This window comes from Aquimarina sp. MMG016, from assembly GCF_018100805.1.
Classification (GTDB): domain Bacteria; phylum Bacteroidota; class Bacteroidia; order Flavobacteriales; family Flavobacteriaceae; genus Aquimarina.
The window spans coordinates 133,747-151,217 of record NZ_JAGJEA010000003.1; the positions used below are offsets into that span (position 1 = coordinate 133,747).

Annotated in this window: 21 protein-coding genes; 5 read left to right on the plus strand and 16 right to left on the minus strand. The window is 32.9% G+C overall.

The window, feature by feature from the left end; translation table 11 throughout:
* Positions 1–71 precede the first annotated feature (71 nt).
* From J8M14_RS06895 to J8M14_RS06925, 7 genes are all read right to left on the minus strand, one after another.
* Positions 72–401, minus strand: coding sequence for a hypothetical protein (locus J8M14_RS06895; protein ID WP_211073866.1), 330 nt, complete (start codon positions 399–401; stop codon positions 72–74).
* A gap of 197 nt (positions 402–598) precedes the next feature.
* A complete protein-coding gene (gene arfB, locus J8M14_RS06900; protein ID WP_211073867.1) occupies positions 599–1,000 on the minus strand; it encodes an alternative ribosome rescue aminoacyl-tRNA hydrolase ArfB in 402 nt (133 codons plus the stop codon).
* On the minus strand, positions 997–2,562 hold the full coding sequence (locus J8M14_RS06905; protein ID WP_211073868.1) for a DUF4301 family protein: 1,566 nt from the start codon (positions 2,560–2,562) through the stop codon (positions 997–999). Before J8M14_RS06905 ends, arfB begins: the two co-directional genes overlap by 4 nt.
* The gene (locus J8M14_RS06910) at positions 2,559–3,128 is read right to left on the minus strand and encodes an ATP-binding protein (RefSeq protein ID WP_211073869.1); all 570 of its coding nucleotides are present in this window, start codon (positions 3,126–3,128) and stop codon (positions 2,559–2,561) included. The genes J8M14_RS06905 and J8M14_RS06910 overlap by 4 nt, the downstream gene beginning before the upstream one ends.
* Positions 3,089–3,721 carry a nicotinamide riboside transporter PnuC gene (pnuC, locus tag J8M14_RS06915; RefSeq protein ID WP_211073870.1) on the minus strand — a complete coding sequence of 211 codons (633 nt, stop codon included), beginning with the start codon at positions 3,719–3,721 and terminating at the stop codon, positions 3,089–3,091. Before pnuC ends, J8M14_RS06910 begins: the two co-directional genes overlap by 40 nt.
* Complete coding sequence (locus J8M14_RS06920) at positions 3,705–3,965, minus strand: hypothetical protein (RefSeq protein ID WP_211073871.1); 261 nt, start codon at positions 3,963–3,965, stop codon at positions 3,705–3,707. Before J8M14_RS06920 ends, pnuC begins: the two co-directional genes overlap by 17 nt.
* Before the next feature lie 53 nt (positions 3,966–4,018).
* Positions 4,019–4,654, minus strand: coding sequence for a 4'-phosphopantetheinyl transferase superfamily protein (locus J8M14_RS06925; protein WP_211073872.1), 636 nt, complete (start codon positions 4,652–4,654; stop codon positions 4,019–4,021).
* Positions 4,655–4,787: 133 nt separating this feature from the next.
* On the opposite strand from J8M14_RS06925, the gene ahcY reads away from it, so the two are divergent.
* Positions 4,788–6,104 (plus strand): adenosylhomocysteinase, encoded by a 1,317-nt coding sequence (ahcY, locus tag J8M14_RS06930; RefSeq protein WP_211073873.1) that lies wholly within the window; start codon positions 4,788–4,790, stop codon positions 6,102–6,104.
* Between the two features lie 72 nt (positions 6,105–6,176).
* Here the strand turns inward: ahcY and J8M14_RS06935 are convergent, their stop codons facing one another.
* A complete protein-coding gene (locus tag J8M14_RS06935; protein ID WP_211073874.1) occupies positions 6,177–6,512 on the minus strand; it encodes a hypothetical protein in 336 nt (111 codons plus the stop codon).
* A 52-nt stretch (positions 6,513–6,564) separates the two neighbouring features.
* Here J8M14_RS06935 and J8M14_RS06940 point away from each other — a divergent pair, with 52 nt between their 5' ends.
* Positions 6,565–7,200 carry a hypothetical protein gene (locus J8M14_RS06940; protein ID WP_211073875.1) on the plus strand — a complete coding sequence of 212 codons (636 nt, stop codon included), beginning with the start codon at positions 6,565–6,567 and terminating at the stop codon, positions 7,198–7,200.
* Positions 7,201–7,271: 71 nt separating this feature from the next.
* Here J8M14_RS06940 and rpmA read toward each other — a convergent pair whose 3' ends face one another.
* The 3 genes from rpmA to J8M14_RS06955 form a co-directional block, all read right to left on the minus strand.
* Positions 7,272–7,532 (minus strand): 50S ribosomal protein L27, encoded by a 261-nt coding sequence (gene rpmA / locus J8M14_RS06945; RefSeq protein ID WP_211073876.1) that lies wholly within the window; start codon positions 7,530–7,532, stop codon positions 7,272–7,274.
* Between the two features lie 50 nt (positions 7,533–7,582).
* Entirely contained in the window at positions 7,583–8,143 is a 561-nt protein-coding gene (gene rplU, locus J8M14_RS06950) for a 50S ribosomal protein L21 (protein ID WP_211073877.1), read from the minus strand.
* A 99-nt stretch (positions 8,144–8,242) separates the two neighbouring features.
* Complete coding sequence (locus J8M14_RS06955) at positions 8,243–8,716, minus strand: DUF4199 domain-containing protein (RefSeq protein WP_211073878.1); 474 nt, start codon at positions 8,714–8,716, stop codon at positions 8,243–8,245.
* A gap of 174 nt (positions 8,717–8,890) precedes the next feature.
* Between J8M14_RS06955 and J8M14_RS06960 the strand changes: the two genes are divergently transcribed.
* The gene (locus J8M14_RS06960; RefSeq protein ID WP_211073879.1) at positions 8,891–10,213 is read left to right on the plus strand and encodes a pitrilysin family protein; all 1,323 of its coding nucleotides are present in this window, start codon (positions 8,891–8,893) and stop codon (positions 10,211–10,213) included.
* Positions 10,214–10,225: 12 nt separating this feature from the next.
* Positions 10,226–12,292, plus strand: a complete 2,067-nt coding sequence (locus J8M14_RS06965; protein WP_211073880.1) for a pitrilysin family protein — start codon at positions 10,226–10,228, stop codon at positions 12,290–12,292.
* Positions 12,293–12,347: 55 nt separating this feature from the next.
* Here the strand turns inward: J8M14_RS06965 and J8M14_RS06970 are convergent, their stop codons facing one another.
* From J8M14_RS06970 to mutY, 5 genes are all read right to left on the minus strand, one after another.
* Positions 12,348–13,223, minus strand: a complete 876-nt coding sequence (locus tag J8M14_RS06970) for a DMT family transporter (RefSeq protein WP_211073881.1) — start codon at positions 13,221–13,223, stop codon at positions 12,348–12,350.
* A gap of 83 nt (positions 13,224–13,306) precedes the next feature.
* Complete coding sequence (gldD, locus tag J8M14_RS06975; RefSeq protein WP_211073882.1) at positions 13,307–13,879, minus strand: gliding motility lipoprotein GldD; 573 nt, start codon at positions 13,877–13,879, stop codon at positions 13,307–13,309.
* Positions 13,869–15,194, minus strand: coding sequence for a gliding motility-associated protein GldE (locus tag J8M14_RS06980; protein WP_247672573.1), 1,326 nt, complete (start codon positions 15,192–15,194; stop codon positions 13,869–13,871). The genes gldD and J8M14_RS06980 overlap by 11 nt, the downstream gene beginning before the upstream one ends.
* Positions 15,195–15,218: 24 nt before the next feature.
* Positions 15,219–15,677: a single-stranded DNA-binding protein gene (ssb, locus tag J8M14_RS06985; RefSeq protein ID WP_211073883.1), complete on the minus strand. Its 459-nt coding sequence runs from the start codon at positions 15,675–15,677 to the stop codon at positions 15,219–15,221.
* 194 nt (positions 15,678–15,871) lie between these two features.
* Positions 15,872–16,927 carry an A/G-specific adenine glycosylase gene (gene mutY, locus J8M14_RS06990; protein WP_211073884.1) on the minus strand — a complete coding sequence of 352 codons (1,056 nt, stop codon included), beginning with the start codon at positions 16,925–16,927 and terminating at the stop codon, positions 15,872–15,874.
* Positions 16,928–17,057: 130 nt separating this feature from the next.
* On the opposite strand from mutY, the gene J8M14_RS06995 reads away from it, so the two are divergent.
* Complete coding sequence (locus J8M14_RS06995; RefSeq protein WP_025741241.1) at positions 17,058–17,348, plus strand: HU family DNA-binding protein; 291 nt, start codon at positions 17,058–17,060, stop codon at positions 17,346–17,348.
* Positions 17,349–17,471: the final 123 nt, after the last annotated feature.

The following is a 17,471-nucleotide window of genomic DNA, read 5'->3' on the forward strand; positions in this document are numbered from 1 at the left end:
GTCTCTTTTTAGCACTAAACAACTTTATATCGTCTTTGGTTGCAAAACGATATCCTTTTCTACCCCTAGATTTAAGATTTGTCGTTTGGCTTAATCCATTCGCCATTAGCGCTTGCAAATACAACTTTAGTGTAGTTATCTTTATCTTTAAGTACAATTTTATAGGTATTATCCTTAGAGATATAAGCTTTATATGTACGTAAGTTTTCAAAATCCTTAATTGCAGAGTTTTGTACACTCATTGGCAATTCATATGCTCTGATTTCGGCATATTCCTGCTGCTCATATTCGTAAGACCTAAGTTCAAACCCATCATTTTCTACTAACTCATCCTGAGCTAGTGTTCCCTGAGCTGAAAAGATACTTACTACAATTGCTACTATCATTGGTAACTTTTTCATTTTGGTTACTTGTGAATATTAATCTGCATAATAGGTATAGGAATAATTATTCCAAAAGAGTAGATTGACATCTAAAAACACCAATTAACTAATAATCAGTAGATTACAGTTTTTGCCATGTGTAGATTTAAATATTAAAAAACGGGGAATCTACACTTAAGTGTAGAAATTCTACACACTTTTAGAGGACGATAAAGCTATAATAGTGGACTTCTTCTGTTAGTTTTCTTAAGCGATTGTCTTTTTTTACTTTCCAAACGCTTTTTAACTGCTGCTTTTGAAGGTTTAGAAGGTTTTCTTACTTTATGGATATGAAGATTGGCTTTCAAAACATCGAATAACCTTTTAATTACCAACTCTTTATTCCTATGTTGGCTTCTACTATCTCCACATTGTAATATTAAAACACCTGATTTAGTCAATCTCGAAGATAATTTTTGGGTAAGTAACAACTTTTCATCATCGGTCAATCCCTCAGAGGTATTAACATCAAAACTCAACTCTACTTTAGAAGACACTTTATTTACGTGTTGTCCTCCCGCTCCTGAGCTTCGAACAGCTTTGAACTTAAGTTCTTTTATAATTACCGAGGTATTCACGAAAAAAGTTTTACCTGATGCGCTGATTTAAGTAAGTCATTCACAGTTTTTACAGGATTAAAAGTTGTCAACGGCACCTCGACAAAAACACTAATCCAGTTAGCCATAGCACCATTCCATAATCCTGGAAGTTCTAATGCCTTCAAGACTTTACCGTTCATAGTTTTTTTAGTAATAAAACCTGATTCCGGATCAACAAATTCTAAAAGGTTAAACTTATTTCCTTTATAATCTCTTACACCACAAACTAAATCCACAGGGTTAAAATGAGTAGAACTTCCTAAAATATCCTGTTGTCTACGATCTTTTTTATTGATTTGTGGGGCTTCAATAATTTGTAACACCAATCTTCCATTATCTCGTTTAATCCAGAACGGCCCTCCGCCAGGCTCTCCTTCATTAATTACCATTCCACATACACGAATTGGTCGATTTAATGATTCTCTTAAAAATTGAAGCTTATATTTTTCAGAAAACTTATCAAAATCTAAGGGTAAAGTCACATTTAATTGTTGAACCAAAAACTTTTTAATGTCTTTTAATTCAGCTTCGGTGGGATTTTTTTGATCTATTGCATTTAGAATCCTAAATACTTCATCCTGTATTTCGATAAGCTTACCTGCTAATACTTTTTTATACCCCGAGACTTCATCCTGATATTTGCGCACCACCACATTATCAATGTTTTTGATATAAACAATATCCCCATCCAGATCATCTAGGTTTTCAATCAAAGCACCGTGTCCTCCTGGTCTAAATAATAGAGACCCATCTTCTGTTCTGAAAGGTTCGTTATCTTCGGTAACTGCAATGGTATCTGTTTCGGGCTTTTGAAAAGAGTAGGTAATATTAAAATTGGTATTTGTTTTTTCTTCTACCTTTTTCTTTATTCTTTCAAATTCACCTTTAAACGCATTTAAATGTTCTCTGGAAATGGTGAAATGTAATTTAGAATCTCCTTTTTCATTAGTATTGTATCCCGCAGCTTCATACAGGTGCTCCTCAAAAGAGGTAGCTATACTTTCTGTATACTTATGAAATGGTAATAATCCTTTAGGGAAATCTCCATAATTCAACCCTTTTTCCTTTAGCATCATTTCCACAAAAATATACAGCTGTTTTCCTTCGGATAAGGATTCGAATTTAGGATACACTGTTTTTACTTTTTGCATTACAGTATCATAAAAAGGAAATTTTTCTAGCCCGATTAAGAACAAACGAATTGCATTAGCTTTTTCGTGGTTAGTATATGAATTCAGACTTTCCTTCTCAAAATCATAATTATCCAAAAATCTAAAAAGATCTTTAAACATACGAGTTGCTGCACCAGATGCAGGTACAAATTTTATAGTTTCCAGGTTTGATGACCTTGAATTATAAAGTTTAATCAACTCAGATTGATAATGTTCTGAGAATTTAAGAATTCCGTTATCTAAAGTTGCAGCACTTCTTAACGCTACAAACGGAATTTCATTCTTAAATGTTTCTATTTGTGAAAGTACTTTATCTACCGTTAATCCTTTAGATTTAATTAGCTTAATATCCTTATCCTTAATATTCACTTTTCTTTTTTTATTAATTGGTCAATACTAATAATTGCTTTCTGTAATCTTGTTTTTTGATCTCCTTTCAATACTATATAAGGAAGATCATATTTTTCCAAAGATGCTCTGAACCGAAAAAACATTTCCTCTCGCTCATTGGGTTTATCTCTTAAATCGTCGGGGGTCCAGGGGGTGTCAATATAGGTCAAAAGATACAAATCATAAACATTTTCTAATGAAATTTTGTTTAAGACTTCTGGAACTTTACCTTGATAATAAACTTCAGCATATACTTTGAGCTCTAAAAGATTGGTGTCACAAAATAATATGTTCTGAACTTTCTTAGCCGATTCATTTTCCCAATTCATCTGTCCTTCTGCGATGGGAAGCAGATCATCATAAGTGCAGACCTCTTTAGATTCATCCCACTTTTCCTGAAGATACTCTCGCATATATTCTGGCACCCATTCAGTTTTATAATAATCAGCTAATTGTTTACATAGTGTAGTTTTGCCTGTGGATTCTGGCCCAAACAACACTACTTTTATGCAATCGCTATTTTCTTGTCTAAGCTTTTCTTCCATGCTAAATATCCAAAGATTGCCATAATCGTAAACAATAAATATTGAAAACTGGTAAAGGTAAATCCTTTATAAAAATACAAAGGAACTGAAATAATATCTCCAATAATCCAAAAGATCCAATTTTCAATTTTTCTTCTAGCCATAAGCCACATACCAACAAAAAAGATTGCAGTTGTTAATGTATCCACATATGCTGTCCAATCATTCCATTTATCAAAAGAAATATAAACTATATACACAAAAATCAATGTGCTTACAAAGATCACTACCTGGATAATCTTTTCTTCAGAAGTTGTCCTGGAAATTGGTGTTACATGAGTCTCATCTATTTTTCGAGTCCAGATATACCAACCATAAATACTCATGATGAAGTAATACCCATTAATCATCATATCACCTAACAATGACCATTTTAGCAGAAGATATACGTATATGGCGGTACTAATAATCCCCGTTGGATAAACCCATACTTTATTCAACCAAGCAAAAAACACACTTGCAATACCAAAAAAAACTGCGATAATTTCTAATGAAATATCAAGATTAGAGTATTCTGAATATTGCCCAAAGAAAAAATCAAAAACCTGGTTCATAGTCACTTCTATTGCTTTTTACCATTTTCATATATACTAGAACATGATCCATATCACCAAAAGCTTTCTTGATTTCTTCAGTTAAGAAAAGCATTACTTTATCATATTCTCCATAAACCTGAGTGCTCAGGGGATTTTCTAAAATTGTAAATTCTGATGCTCGTAATCGTTTGATAAAATTGATAATATGCTCTTCAAAATCATTTTGAAGAGGTGTTAAAGTGAGTTCTACTGATATTTGCATATTGTCTTATTAGGTAATAATAAACTATAAATCTTAATTTTCATTATGATGCATTAAACATAAGGCATTGCATACACACACGTAAACCCTTCAAATTCCATAAAAGCAATATCATAATGGCTTATTTCATCATTCTTATAATGTATACTTCCTAATGTAAATGGCATTTTTAAATCAAAAGGCTTGATATGAATATTTTGCTCAAAACTTAATCCAGCAGTACCATATAATTTATATAAGGATTCTTTTGCCCCCCAAATAACGGTTAAAACTCTCGTTTTATCTTCATTATGTTGTTCTACAAACTCACTTTCGGATTCAACAAATTTATGAGCTATTCTATGGATTTTTTCGCGCTGTTTTTCAATATCGATACCAACTAATTTGTCACTAACAATAACTCCGGCAAATTCATAAGAATGTGTTATAGAAATCTGTTTACCGTCTTTAAGATGTGGCTTCCCGAAATCATCATAAAATAGATCGTGATCAGTATAACCAAAACCAGCCAATAAATGACGTACACTCATAAAACCTCTGCGATGCATTTCAGATTTCATATTATCTACTCTATTCTGACAATGTTCTGTTAATTCTATTCCTTCGCAAAGAGATTCGTACGACTCTTCGATCTTCCAAATCAGCACATTAGTGCTTTCATCCACTGTTATTGTTTTGTAAAGAGGCATTTATATTCTTAAAGTTATTACGTACCTTTGCACACTGAAAAAAGGAGTTTTCATTCTAATTTTTAGAAAAACGAATTTAGAACAATTTAGTGCGAATTACCAGAATGCACTTCATAAACATAAAATAAATACTATGAGTACCAAAACAGTACCTTACGTTCCTTACAAAGTAAAAGACATTTCATTAGCAGCATGGGGAAGAAAAGAAATCGAATTAGCTGAAGCAGAAATGCCTGGACTTATGTCTCTTCGTGAAGAATATAAAAACGAACAACCTCTTAAAGGCGCTCGTATTGCTGGTTGTCTTCATATGACCATTCAAACAGCTGTACTTATCGAAACATTACAGGCTCTTGGAGCAGAAGTTACCTGGAGTTCTTGTAATATTTTCTCTACACAGGATCAAGCTGCTGCAGCAATTGCTGATGCAGGAATACCAGTATATGCATGGAAAGGAATGAATGAAGAGGAATTTGATTGGTGTATTGAGCAAACTTTATTCTTTGGAGAAGATCGTAAGCCTTTAAATATGATTCTTGATGATGGTGGTGATCTTACTAATATGGTTTTAGATCGTTATCCAGAGTTAGCTTCCGGAATCAAAGGTTTATCAGAGGAAACCACTACTGGTGTTCACCGTTTATATGAACGTGTAAAAAATGGAACCTTACCAATGCCTGCTATTAATGTTAACGATTCTGTTACTAAATCTAAATTTGATAACAAATATGGATGTAAAGAAAGTGCAGTAGATGCTATTCGTCGTGCGACAGATATTATGTTAGCAGGAAAACGTGTAACAGTTTGTGGTTATGGTGATGTTGGTAAAGGTACAGCTGCTTCTTTTAAAGGCGCGGGAAGTATAGTTACTGTAACTGAAATCGATCCTATTTGTGCGTTACAAGCTGCAATGGATGGTTTTGAAGTAAAGAAACTAGAAACTGTTATTGGAAATAGCGATATCGTTATTACTACAACCGGGAATAAAGATATTGTGCAAGGGCGTCATTTTGAAGCTTTAAAAGACAAAGCAATTGTATGTAATATTGGACATTTTGATAACGAAATCGATATGGCATGGTTAAACAAAAATCACGGACATACCAAAGACACTATTAAACCTCAAGTTGATAAATACAACGTAAACGGAAATGATATCATCATTCTTGCTGAAGGTCGTTTAGTAAACTTAGGTTGTGCAACCGGTCACCCAAGTTTTGTAATGAGTAATTCATTTACAAACCAAACCTTAGCTCAAATTGAACTTTGGAAAAACAGTGAAAAATACAATAATGATGTATATATGCTACCAAAACATTTAGATGAAAAAGTAGCAAAATTACACTTAGCCAAAATTGGAGTAGAGTTAACTGAGCTACGCAGTGATCAAGCCGAGTATATTGGTGTTACTGTAGAAGGACCATTTAAGCCTGAACATTATAGATACTAGAAATCAGACTTTTTCTGAAATATATAATAAACCCTCACCAAAAAGTGAGGGTTTTGCTTTTTTCTCAAAAGGTTACTTCTTTTTCCTAAAAATATAACTCATCCAAACCGGATCGTTTTCTTCAGAAACAATGGATTGTCGATCTACAAACTCCCAATTGGCAGCATTCATATAATTCATAAGATCTGAAGTGCCTTCTAGATCTTCAATTTGTTTTATAGTTATTTGTTTACCTTCTAAGGATTTCTGCTCCTCAACCTTTATTCGTTTTACCTTTCCTCTATTATTAGCTTTTTGAACAACAATAATCTCTATAAAATCATATTTAGGGATATCCTGAGATGAAGCTTCTATGGTTATCAAGAATAGAAAAGCACAGCATAAGATTTTAATTGCAATAGGTTTCATAGTTTCATTTAGTTTTTGGTTCTTGAGCAGTAAATTTAGATATTTACTTGTTATGAATATCAAAAGTTTACTAAAATCACTTCTTATTCTATTCTTTCTTACTTTTTCGTGTAGTCATGGACAGAATAAAACAAATGTTTTAAAAAGTATCAAGAGTAAATATGTTACAATTGAGGCTTTACTTCAAAATGAAGAGCTGAAAGAAAAACAAAAAGAATATACTTGTAAAGGCTTAAGCATTGAAGGAAGTGTAGCTTTTTACTACGAAAATCAAAATTTGAAACTCATCATACATTCTTTCGATCAAGGACATTATTCTACATGTGATAGTTATTATTTACATAATGACAACCTTTTCTTCTATTATAGAGAAGAGAGTATCGATAATGACACTCCTATACGTGATGAAAAGAATGGGGAGTTATTGGATACATATGAAGATTGGGGCATATCCGAGTTCAGAGTATATTTCGACGAAGAAAAAGCAATTAAATGCCTGGTAAAAGCTTATGAAAATGAAGATGTAACCGATAAAATTAAAGAGGAATATTCTGAGTTCTCTGATTATTTCAAAAACAAAAAAGTGGTTTGCGATTCCTCTAAAATAACGGAAGTTTTATTATCCTTTAATAAACTAATTAAACTTCAGAGCCTAAACAAAGAAAATATTTGCTTCCTTCATCAATAAGGTTTTACAAAATAAGAATCCCTTCTCAGAGACTGAGAAGGGATTTTATATTACAATAGAAAGATTATAAACTATGCTTCAAAAGGAACTATTGAAACATAAGACTTATTGTCTTTCTTTTTAGTAAATTTTACTACACCATCAACTTTAGCGTGTAGGGTGTGATCTTTACCAGCGTATACATTCTCTCCTGGTTTATGAGCTGTACCTCTTTGTCTAACAATGATGTTACCAGCTACGGCAGCTTGTCCACCAAATATCTTAACACCTAAGCGTTTCGATTCTGATTCTCTACCGTTTTTCGAACTACCAACTCCTTTTTTGTGAGCCATTTTCTTTCGGTTTTATATTGTTAATAAAAACAGTGTTACCTGCCGTCTTTTTATTTTCCTTGTAAAGCTTCAATCAACTCTGCTTTCTTCATAGAAGAAATTCCTGTGATTCCTTTAGCTTTTGCCATCTCCTTTAACTCAGCCACTGTTTTAGTACTTAAGTCTTCACCACTAGCTTTTGGCTTAGTAGCTTCTTTTTTAGGAGCAGTTTTAGTTTCTGCTTTTACTTCTTTTTCAACTTTAGCTTTTGGCTCTGCCTTTTTAGCTTCAGCTTTAGGAGCAGCTTTTTTCTTAGCTCCAGAAGTTACAATGCTTTCAATAACGATTTCAGTAAGAGATTGACGGTGACCATTTTTAACACGGTATCCTTTACGTCTCTTTTTCTTGAAAACAACAACTTTATCACCCTTTAGGTGTCTTGTGATTTTTGCTCCTACCTGAGCTCCATCTATAGCCGGGGCGCCTAAAGTAACTTTATCTCCATCTGCCGCAAGAAGAACTTTATCAAAAGAAACTTTGTCTCCTTCTTCTCCTGCTAAACGATGTACAAATACTTTTTGGTCTTTTGCAACTTTAAATTGCTGCCCTGCTATCTCTACAATTGCGTACATAGCGTAACGTTTAATTAATTATTTTTTATAAAAAGAACATCTCCTATTTTTCAATAGGCGGGTGCAAATATACTGCTAATTAATTAACTGACAAATATTTTAGACCTCCAAAGGGTGTGAATTATGATTTTTTTTCGGATTCCAGCTTTCTTTAAATAACTGCATAAAAGCTAAAGTGAGTACGAAGGTTGTTGCAAAACCCATAATCGCAGCTATAAAAACAACGATACCAACACCTACATGATAATGAGAGCTCCAATTGGCAAGCATTTCCGGAAGAAAATTAGTATTGATATTCGTTACATATATAGCAAAGAAAATGGTAAAAATAAGCGTAGCATTAAACCCGGTAAAAAGACCAGCCATAAATCCTTTTTGATAATCAAAAGAGTCTCCTTTCTCAAGTTTATAATTTTTCATGGCATAGTACAACCCAAAAGCAACAATAACACCATTGCCAAGGCTAAAAACAGGGTTAGTTTGCACTCCTATTAATGAAAGAATTAAGAAATATGCAATAAGTCCTATTGCTATTAAAACTCCATACTTAACGGGTATTGTAGACTTTTTCATATCTAAATTATATTTTGGTTTCTTTTAAAAGTATGAAAATTAAGAGCTCTTTAACCTTAAAGACTTGTTAATTTATTGTTTTACAATGTCATACAGATCTTTTAAGATTTCTTTATATAATTTTGTAACAAAACACGAACTTTATACACATATTTGTTAAACAAAATTTTACTAATGAAAAATAAATTTTACGCAATCGCTTGTGGGCTTATGATAACTGCATCTGCCAGTGCACAAGAAGTAGAATTTACTGAGTATGACCTAGATAATGGTCTTCACGTAATTCTACACCAAGACAATGGTGCTCCAGTAGTAACCACTTCTGTTATGTATCATGTAGGAGGAAAAGATCGAACAGAAGGACGAACCGGATTTGCTCACTTTTTTGAACATCTATTATTCGAGGGAACTAAAAATATAGGTAGAGGGAAATGGTTCGAAATTGTTTCTTCTAATGGAGGAAAAAACAATGCCAACACTTCTCAAGACAGAACTTATTATTATGAAGTTTTTCCATCTAATAACTTAGAACTAGGACTATGGATGGAATCCGAACGTATGTTGCACCCTGTTATAGATCAAAAAGGTATTGATACTCAACAGGAAGTTGTAAAAGAGGAAAAAAGACAAAGCTATGATAATAGACCTTATGGTCAAATATTACCAGTTTTGGGAGAAAATCTATTTAAAGTACATCCTTATAAAGATCCTAACATTGGATATATGAAAGATCTTGATGCCGCAACATTAGAGGATGTGATCGCTTACAACAAAAAGTACTATGTTCCAAATAATGCAGTTTTAGTCGTTGCTGGAGATATCAATATTGATGAAACCAAAAAAATGATTAAAGAATATTTTGGGCCTATTCCTAAGGGAAAAGATATTGTTCGCAATTATCCAAAAGAAGAACCAATCACAAAACAAATCAACGCCAAAGCTTACGACGCTAACATACAAGTTCCTGCCGCAGCAATCGCATATAGAACTCCTGGTTTTAAGGAGAGAGATGCTTATGTTTTAGAGATGATATCTACATATTTAAGTGATGGAAAAAGCTCTAAGCTTTACAAAAAAATGGTTGATGAACAAAAGCAAGCTTTACAGGTTGGTGCTTTTAGTATTCCTCAAGAAGATTATGGGATGTACTTAGTATTTGCACTTCCTGTTGGCGCAACTGGTCTAGATGTTTTGGTTGCCGAAATGGAAGAAGAAGTAGCAAAGGTTAGAGAGGAATTAATCTCTGAAAAAGATTATCAGAAATTACAAAATAAGTTCGAAAATCAGTTTGTAAACTCCAACTCTAGTGTAGAAGGTATTGCTGGTTCTTTGGCTACATATAATATGTTATATGGAGATACTGCATTGATTAATAAAGAAATCGAAATTTATCGATCAATAACACGTGAAGAAATCAAGGAAGTAGCAAATAAACATTTAAATCCTAATCAAAGAGTCGTTATTGACTATTTACCAGGAGAAAAAGCTGCAAACTAAGAAATACAAAAAATGAAAAAAATAATTATAGTATTGGTTTTAGCTTTAACAGCTATAAACCTACAAGCACAAGTAGATAGGAGCAAAATGCCAAAACCTGGTCCTTCTCCTGAAATCAACTTAAAAGAAGCTAAACGCTTTGAATTAGACAACGGACTTAAAGTACTTGTGGTAGAAAACCACAAGCTCCCTAGAGTTTCTATTCAGTTACGAATAGACAATCCTCCTATTTCAGAAGGAGATAAAGCAGGTGTATCTAGCTTAACTTCTAGTTTATTAGGTAATGGATCCAAATCTATTTCTAAAGATGATTTTAATGAAGAAGTAGACTTCTTAGGAGCAAGAATGAATTTTGGATCCCAAAGTGCTTTTGCGTCTTCTTTATCTAAATATTTTCCTAGGATATTGGAGCTAATGGCTGATGCTGCTATTAACCCCAATTTTACTCAGGAAGAATTTGAAAAAGAAAAAGCTAAGCTGATTACAGGGCTAAAGACTCAGGAAAAAGATGTTCCATCTATTGCAGCAAGAGTACAAAGAGCTTTAGCATATGGAGTAAAGCATCCATATGGAGAGTTCACAACAGAAAAAACCGTAAATAACGTTGCCCTAACAGATGTAGAAAAATTCTATTCGGATTACTTTGTACCTGCTAATGCATATATGATTGTTATCGGTGATGTTAAGTTTGATGACGTAGAAAAATTAGTGACAAAAAACTTTACACCTTGGACTAAAGCTACACCACCTTCGTTTGGTTTTTCAAAACCAGCAAATGCACAATATACCCAAATCAACTTTGTAGACATGCCTAATGCTGTGCAGTCCGAAATTGCTGTGCAGAATCTTGCTGATCTAAAAATGAAAGATGCTGATTATCTTTCTGCATTAGTGGCCAACCAGATTTTAGGAGGAGGAGGAGAAGCTCGTCTTTTTCTTAATCTTCGTGAAGACAAGGGATACACTTACGGTTCTTATTCAAGATTAGATGATGATAAGTATGCTCCATCCAGATTTAGAGCAACAGCAAGTGTTCGTAATGCAGTAACTGATAGTTCTGTAGTAGAAATATTAAAAGAAGTTGATCGAATTATAAAAGAGCCTGTTTCTGCTGAAGAATTAAAAAATACTAAAGCTAAATATGTTGGTAATTTCGTTTTAGCATTAGAAAAACCCGAGACAATAGCAAGATATGCTCTAAACATTGAAACAGAAGGATTGCCTAAAGATTTTTATAAAACTTATTTAGAGCGAATTAATTCTATTACTGTAGAAGACGTACAAAAAGCAGCTAAAAAGTACTTTAGCTCTAGCAATGCTCGTATTGTTGTAGCCGGTAAGGGAAGTGATGTTATCAAAAATATAGAAAAAGTAAACTTTAATGGAAAAAAAGTTCCTGTTTTCTATTTTGATAAATACGGTAATAAAACTGAAAAACCAGATTACAATGCTGCTAAACCAGAAGGAGTAACCGCTCAATCAGTACTTGACAATTATTTCAAAGCTATTGGAGGAAAAGATAAGCTTAAAACGGTGGAATCTACCTTTATGACTGCTGAGGCTCCTTTTAATGGTAACACATTAGGGCTTATTACAAAAATGACGACAAAAAACCAATCTCTAGTAGAGGTTAAATTTGGAGCAATGACTGCACAAAAAGTTGTTTTTGACGGAACACAAGGATATATAATGGCTCAAGGGCAAAAGCTAGATTATACTGAAGCTCAAGTAAAAGATGCTAAACTGGATGCTCACCCTTTTTCTGAGCTTTTAAATACATCTGCTACTCTAGACGGAGGTGCACAACCTTATGATAATGGAAAAGCTTATGCTATAAAATTAAGCGAAAAGAAAACGGCTTTCTTTGATACCGAAACAGGGCTAAAAGTAAAAGAAGTAACTATACAAGAACAGGCTGGACAAAAAATCCCAGTCACCATCTTCTATAGCAACTATAAAGAAGTTAATGGAATTAAATTTCCTTATACGATTTCTCAATCTTTAGGTCCGCAAAAAATTGATTTTACAATAAAAGAAATTAAAATCAACGAAGGTGTAACTGATGAAGATTTTAAGTAATACTTAATAGCAAATAGAAATAAATAAAGGCTCGTTCTGTATTAAGAACGAGCCTTTATTTATTTCTATTTGCTAAATACACTCCAAAAATGATAATTAAAGATGCTAGTAATTGATAAAATGTAAATTTCTCGCCATCTAATACACCCCAAAGTAATGCAACAATTGGCATAATATAAGTCACAGAACTTGCAAATACCGGTGTGCTTATTTGAATAAGCTTATTAAACATGATTTTAGCAATCCCCGTTCCTACTACGGCCAATATTGCCATATATACAATACTTGTTTGCACAGTCTCATTAACTAGAAATTTAGCTTTAAAAAAGCCAGTGAAATAAAGCACAATCAATGCCGGAATAAAAAGAACAACAAAATTACCATTAGCGATAGCCAATGGAGAAATGTGTTGTAAATGACGTTTAATAATATTTACATTGATCCCATAACCAAAAGTAGCGATAATTACCAAAAAAGCATATCTATAATTCTGATCTGGATTGATATTGGATCCTTCCCATATTAAAGCCAAACAACCCACCAAACCCACAACAACTCCAATAAGTTGATTTTTGCTAAAGCTTACAGAAAATACCAAAACTCCAAGAACAAATGTAATTAAAGGGGTCATAGAATTTAGGATAGATGTAACTCCACTATCAATCTCGGTTTCTGCAAAAGCAAACAAAAAAGCTGGAATAAAAGTGCCTGAAAAAGCTGATATGGCCACCCATTTCCATGCTGCACCCTGAATGGTTTTAATGCTTCTAAAACCTATTAAAAACAAAAATATCGCAGCAAAAAATGTTCTTAACGCTCCTAGCTGCATTGGTGTGATACCAAGTAGTGATTTTTTAATAAGTATAAATGAGCTCCCCCAGACCAGTGACAGTATCCCCAGGTAAATCCATTTTAGTTTGTCGTTTTGCATCCTGTTACAATTACAGCTGCAAATGTTAAAAAAATATCAGTAGGAACCCCTAACGAAAACTAAAATTTAACAAGCTTTGGAATTTACTCTTTCCATTGGATGGTCTCCATAATATGCATTATATCATTACGAAGATAATTTGCCGCAGGTAGTATAGAGTCATAATTTGGTTTTATTTTGAAATATACAGAACCAGATACAAAATGCCTGGTACTATCGGTCAAATAAAACTGGTATGGTGAAGCTGCATTTCCAGAAACCTCATACATCCTTCCAAATATTCTTTTCTCAGGATAAACAAAATCTTTGGGTTGTATCGCATCTGCCTTTACCACATGTTCCTGAGTAAGGTTTTGTGCATCTCTCAACAAAGATTCGAGGTTATTGTTTATCGCATAATAGGAGATATAAATTGTAGCTTTTAGACTTGAATACTCTATATTATACCAACACTTTTTCCCTTTTAAAGGTACCTGAATGTCTGATATATTATTTTTCTCAAAAGTATATGGGCAATCCAATTCTAATTTTGCATACTCTGAGGGAGGATATGACAATCGCAGCATGGCTTTAGGCTTAGGCAAAATCTCTCCTCCACAAGAGCACAGGTTTATTATAATAACTACCAACAAAGCTATAGTTATACTATTCTTCATCTTTAATCGTCAATTTAATTTGTTTGATCCGTTTGTTATCCAGAGACTCTACTTTGAACGAGTATCTATCCACGGTTATTATCTCTCCTCGTTTCGGAAAACTTCCGGATATTTCTAGTAGGAATCCTGCAATCGTTTCTGCATCCCCTTTTTTATGTTCAAAAACTGTGTTCTCTTCCAGCTTAATTATTTTATAAAAATCCTTTAATGATGTTCTGCCCTCGAATACATAATTTTTATCATCCAATTTTGAAAAAATAAGATCTTCATCATCAAATTCATCACTAATATCACCAACAATTTCTTCGATGATATCTTCAAGAGAAATCAAACCACTAGTTCCACCATACTCATCTACAACAATAGCGAGATGATTCTTCTTATCTTTAAAATCATTTAATAAATCATCTAGTTTTTTATTCTCAGGAACAAAATATGGTTCCCTTAATAAACTTGTCCAGTCAAGTTTTTCCTTATTAACATGTGGCAAAAGATCCTTTACATATAAAATACCAACAACTTTATCAATACTTTCCTCATATACTGGAATTCTGGAATATCCATTTTCTACAATTTCGTGAATAATCTCTTGATAAGAAGAAGTGTTGTTAAGTGCAAAAATATCTATACGAGGTCTCATCACCTGCTTAGTATCTGTATTTCCAAAAGAAACTATCCCCTCTAATATTTTCTTTTCTTCAATAGTCGTATCCTTATCAGACGTAAGTTCTAATGCCTGCGAGAGTTGATCTACACTGATATTTGATTTTTGCCTCCCTAATCGACTATGAATACTAGTGGTAACTCTCCTCATCGGTAAACTAATTGGAGTAATTATCCAATCTAAAACTCTCAAAGGACGAGCCATAAACTTCGCAAACTTTACGTTATTCCTGCTAGCATATATTTTTGGCAGAATCTCTCCAAATAGCAATATCAAAAAAGCGATAATACCAACCTCAACCATAAATCTAACATTGAGCCAACCAAACCACTCATAATCTAAACTGCCAAAATACTTTTCTCCTATATTACTAAAGAGCAAAACAATTGCGATATTGATAAAATTGTTTGCTACAAGAATTGTCGCTAGCAATTTCTTAGGATTATTAAGTAGTTTAGAAATAATTTTTAGATTCTTAGAAGCGTTTTCTTCATCCTTAAGATCTGTCGGAGCCAGAGAAAATAAAGCTACTTCACTCCCGGATATTAATGCAGAAAAAATCAAAAGTATAATTAACAAAACCAAATTAATGGTATGCATTACATCAAATACAAGTAGCGAAATAAATAAGGGTTCAGGATCAGGGTCCAAATTATACTGGTTTAGTTAAACATATCAGAACGGAAGATCGTCTTCTTCTGTATCTGGTGATGCGGATGAAACAGATTGCGGGTCAGCCGCAGAGGTATTCACTTGTGGCGTATTCTGAACAACTGGTCCAGATGGTTGGTTCTCGTTCTTAGGAGTCAAAAAAGTAAAATCAGTACATTGTATTTCTGTACTATATCTATCTTTACCTTGATCATCTTGCCATTTTCTGGTTTTAAGACGACCTTCGATATATATTTTATCTCCTTTATTAAGGTACTTTTCACAGATCTCAGCTGCTTTATTTCTAACCACAATATTATGCCACTCAGTAGTGTTTACTCTTTCTCCCGTACTCTTGTTGACATAAGAATCGTTAGTAGCTAACGGAAATCTACCAATGCAATTACCTCCTTCAAAATAATGCATCTTTACCTCATCTCCCGTATGCCCTATAAGCATTACTTTATTTAGTGTTCCTGACATTTATAGTTTTTATTTTTTAAACGTTAGCAATATATAAAAGATAACGAATCTGTGTGCTCTTTATTTCTCACTCATCATCACCTTAACTACATTATAGTAAATGTAATAAAAAAAACGATAAATATTCTTCCTTTGACAGCTATCGATCCATATTTTTGAAAATGAATTTGACGTTTTTATTCTTCAGCATTTTTTCAGCTAAAAAATGAATCTATAAAATTACCTAACAGAATAGGAACAGGATATTCATGAATTTTTTGGGAGTTAACAATTCGATGCCCATTTCCAGCTTTAAGTTTTCCATCGACTTTAATAATATAAAATCTTGTATATAAATGTTGGTGCGACAATTTATGAACCACAAAATCTTCTTGATGCAATGTTATTTCGTAATTCACATCTTTTATAAGATTATGTAAAATAGGGTTAGACTCAATATCTTTAAACTTAATTTCCTGATCGCTTTCGATTAAAGGAAATTCATATAAATTCAGCCAAATCCCTTTACCAGTTCGTTGCTGAATAATTGTTTGTTGTTCATTAATAGAAAAAACCAAATAATTAAAATATCGCTTCTTAACTTTAAGTTTCTTCAATTTTATAGGTAACGAATCTACTTTTCCGTTTTTTAATCCTTCGCAGCTATCATTTAATGGACAAATAACGCAGTATGGACTTTTGGGTTTACATTGTAACGCTCCAAACTCCATAATAGCTTGATTATACGTTGCAGGTTCATCATGATCTACTAATTCAACTGCCAATTCTTTAAACTTCTTAATACCCTGGGTACTATTAATAGGAATATCTATATCAAAGTATCTAGATAAAACCCTATATACATTTCCATCTACTACCGGAACAACTTCATTATAACAAATAGAAGCAATTGCACTAGCTGTATAATCTCCAACACCTTTTAACTTTAATAGATCCTTATAATTAGAAGGAAAAACTCCATTCAGTTGATTAGCAACATATTTTGCCGTAAAATGTAAATTTCTAGCTCGAGAATAGTAACCCAATCCCTGCCATAATTTAAGTACTTTTTCTTCTTCAGCATTAGCCAAATCAAAAACGGTAGGAAAAGTCTCGGTAAAAGACAAATAATAAGGTAATCCTTGCGCAACTCTTGTCTGTTGTAAAATAATTTCACTAAGCCAAATACGATATGGATCTGTAGTTTCTCTCCATGGCATTGTTCTTTTATTTTGTAAGTACCACGTTATGAGTTTTTTAGAAAATTTCATAGCAAAATCTTAAGTTTTCCAAAATTAAACGTTTAAAAATGATAATTTCACCTTAAGTATTGATATTTTGGATTTTAAATTATTATATTTGCCCCCTTGAAAATTTAAAAACCCCTAAATTAACATTATAATGACGAAAGCAGATATTGTAGCTAAAATTTCGGAAAAATTAGGAATAGAAAAAGGAGATGTACAGGCAACTGTAGAAACATTTATGGAAGAGGTAAAAAGTTCTCTAGAAAGTGGAGATAATGTTTACTTAAGAGGATTTGGAAGCTTTATTATTAAAACAAGAGCTGAAAAAACTGGTCGTAATATTTCAAAAAATACTACTATTAAGATTCCAGCACATAACATCCCAGCATTTAAGCCAGCAAAAATATTTGTTGAAGGTGTAAAAACTAACGTAGAAGTTAAGTAACAACTCACATTAATAATCAATAAAAATAACATTTCACTATGCCAAGTGGTAAAAAACGTAAAAGACACAAGGTAGCTACGCACAAGCGTAAAAAAAGAAGAAGAGCTAATCGCCACAAGAAAA

What these genes read in the sequence shown, in the direction of transcription:
- gldD (WP_211073882.1), bottom strand. Translation starts at nt 13,879, where the DNA reads ATGAAGAATAGTATAACTATAGCTTTGTTGGTAGTTATTATAATAAAC.
- J8M14_RS06920 (WP_211073871.1), bottom strand. Translation starts at nt 3,965, where the DNA reads ATGCAAATATCAGTAGAACTCACTTTAACACCTCTTCAAAATGATTTT.
- J8M14_RS06965 (WP_211073880.1), top strand. Translation starts at nt 10,226, where the DNA reads ATGAAAAAAATAATTATAGTATTGGTTTTAGCTTTAACAGCTATAAAC.
- J8M14_RS06935 (WP_211073874.1), bottom strand. Translation starts at nt 6,512, where the DNA reads ATGAAACCTATTGCAATTAAAATCTTATGCTGTGCTTTTCTATTCTTG.
- pnuC (WP_211073870.1), bottom strand. Translation starts at nt 3,721, where the DNA reads ATGAACCAGGTTTTTGATTTTTTCTTTGGGCAATATTCAGAATACTCT.
- J8M14_RS06925 (WP_211073872.1), bottom strand. Translation starts at nt 4,654, where the DNA reads ATGCCTCTTTACAAAACAATAACAGTGGATGAAAGCACTAATGTGCTG.
- J8M14_RS06910 (WP_211073869.1), bottom strand. Translation starts at nt 3,128, where the DNA reads ATGGAAGAAAAGCTTAGACAAGAAAATAGCGATTGCATAAAAGTAGTG.
- ahcY (WP_211073873.1), top strand. Translation starts at nt 4,788, where the DNA reads ATGAGTACCAAAACAGTACCTTACGTTCCTTACAAAGTAAAAGACATT.
- J8M14_RS06970 (WP_211073881.1), bottom strand. Translation starts at nt 13,223, where the DNA reads ATGCAAAACGACAAACTAAAATGGATTTACCTGGGGATACTGTCACTG.
- J8M14_RS06995 (WP_025741241.1), top strand. Translation starts at nt 17,058, where the DNA reads ATGACGAAAGCAGATATTGTAGCTAAAATTTCGGAAAAATTAGGAATA.
- J8M14_RS06960 (WP_211073879.1), top strand. Translation starts at nt 8,891, where the DNA reads ATGAAAAATAAATTTTACGCAATCGCTTGTGGGCTTATGATAACTGCA.
- rplU (WP_211073877.1), bottom strand. Translation starts at nt 8,143, where the DNA reads ATGTACGCAATTGTAGAGATAGCAGGGCAGCAATTTAAAGTTGCAAAA.
- J8M14_RS06955 (WP_211073878.1), bottom strand. Translation starts at nt 8,716, where the DNA reads ATGAAAAAGTCTACAATACCCGTTAAGTATGGAGTTTTAATAGCAATA.
- J8M14_RS06895 (WP_211073866.1), bottom strand. Translation starts at nt 401, where the DNA reads ATGAAAAAGTTACCAATGATAGTAGCAATTGTAGTAAGTATCTTTTCA.
- rpmA (WP_211073876.1), bottom strand. Translation starts at nt 7,532, where the DNA reads ATGGCTCACAAAAAAGGAGTTGGTAGTTCGAAAAACGGTAGAGAATCA.
- J8M14_RS06940 (WP_211073875.1), top strand. Translation starts at nt 6,565, where the DNA reads ATGAATATCAAAAGTTTACTAAAATCACTTCTTATTCTATTCTTTCTT.
- mutY (WP_211073884.1), bottom strand. Translation starts at nt 16,927, where the DNA reads ATGAAATTTTCTAAAAAACTCATAACGTGGTACTTACAAAATAAAAGA.
- ssb (WP_211073883.1), bottom strand. Translation starts at nt 15,677, where the DNA reads ATGTCAGGAACACTAAATAAAGTAATGCTTATAGGGCATACGGGAGAT.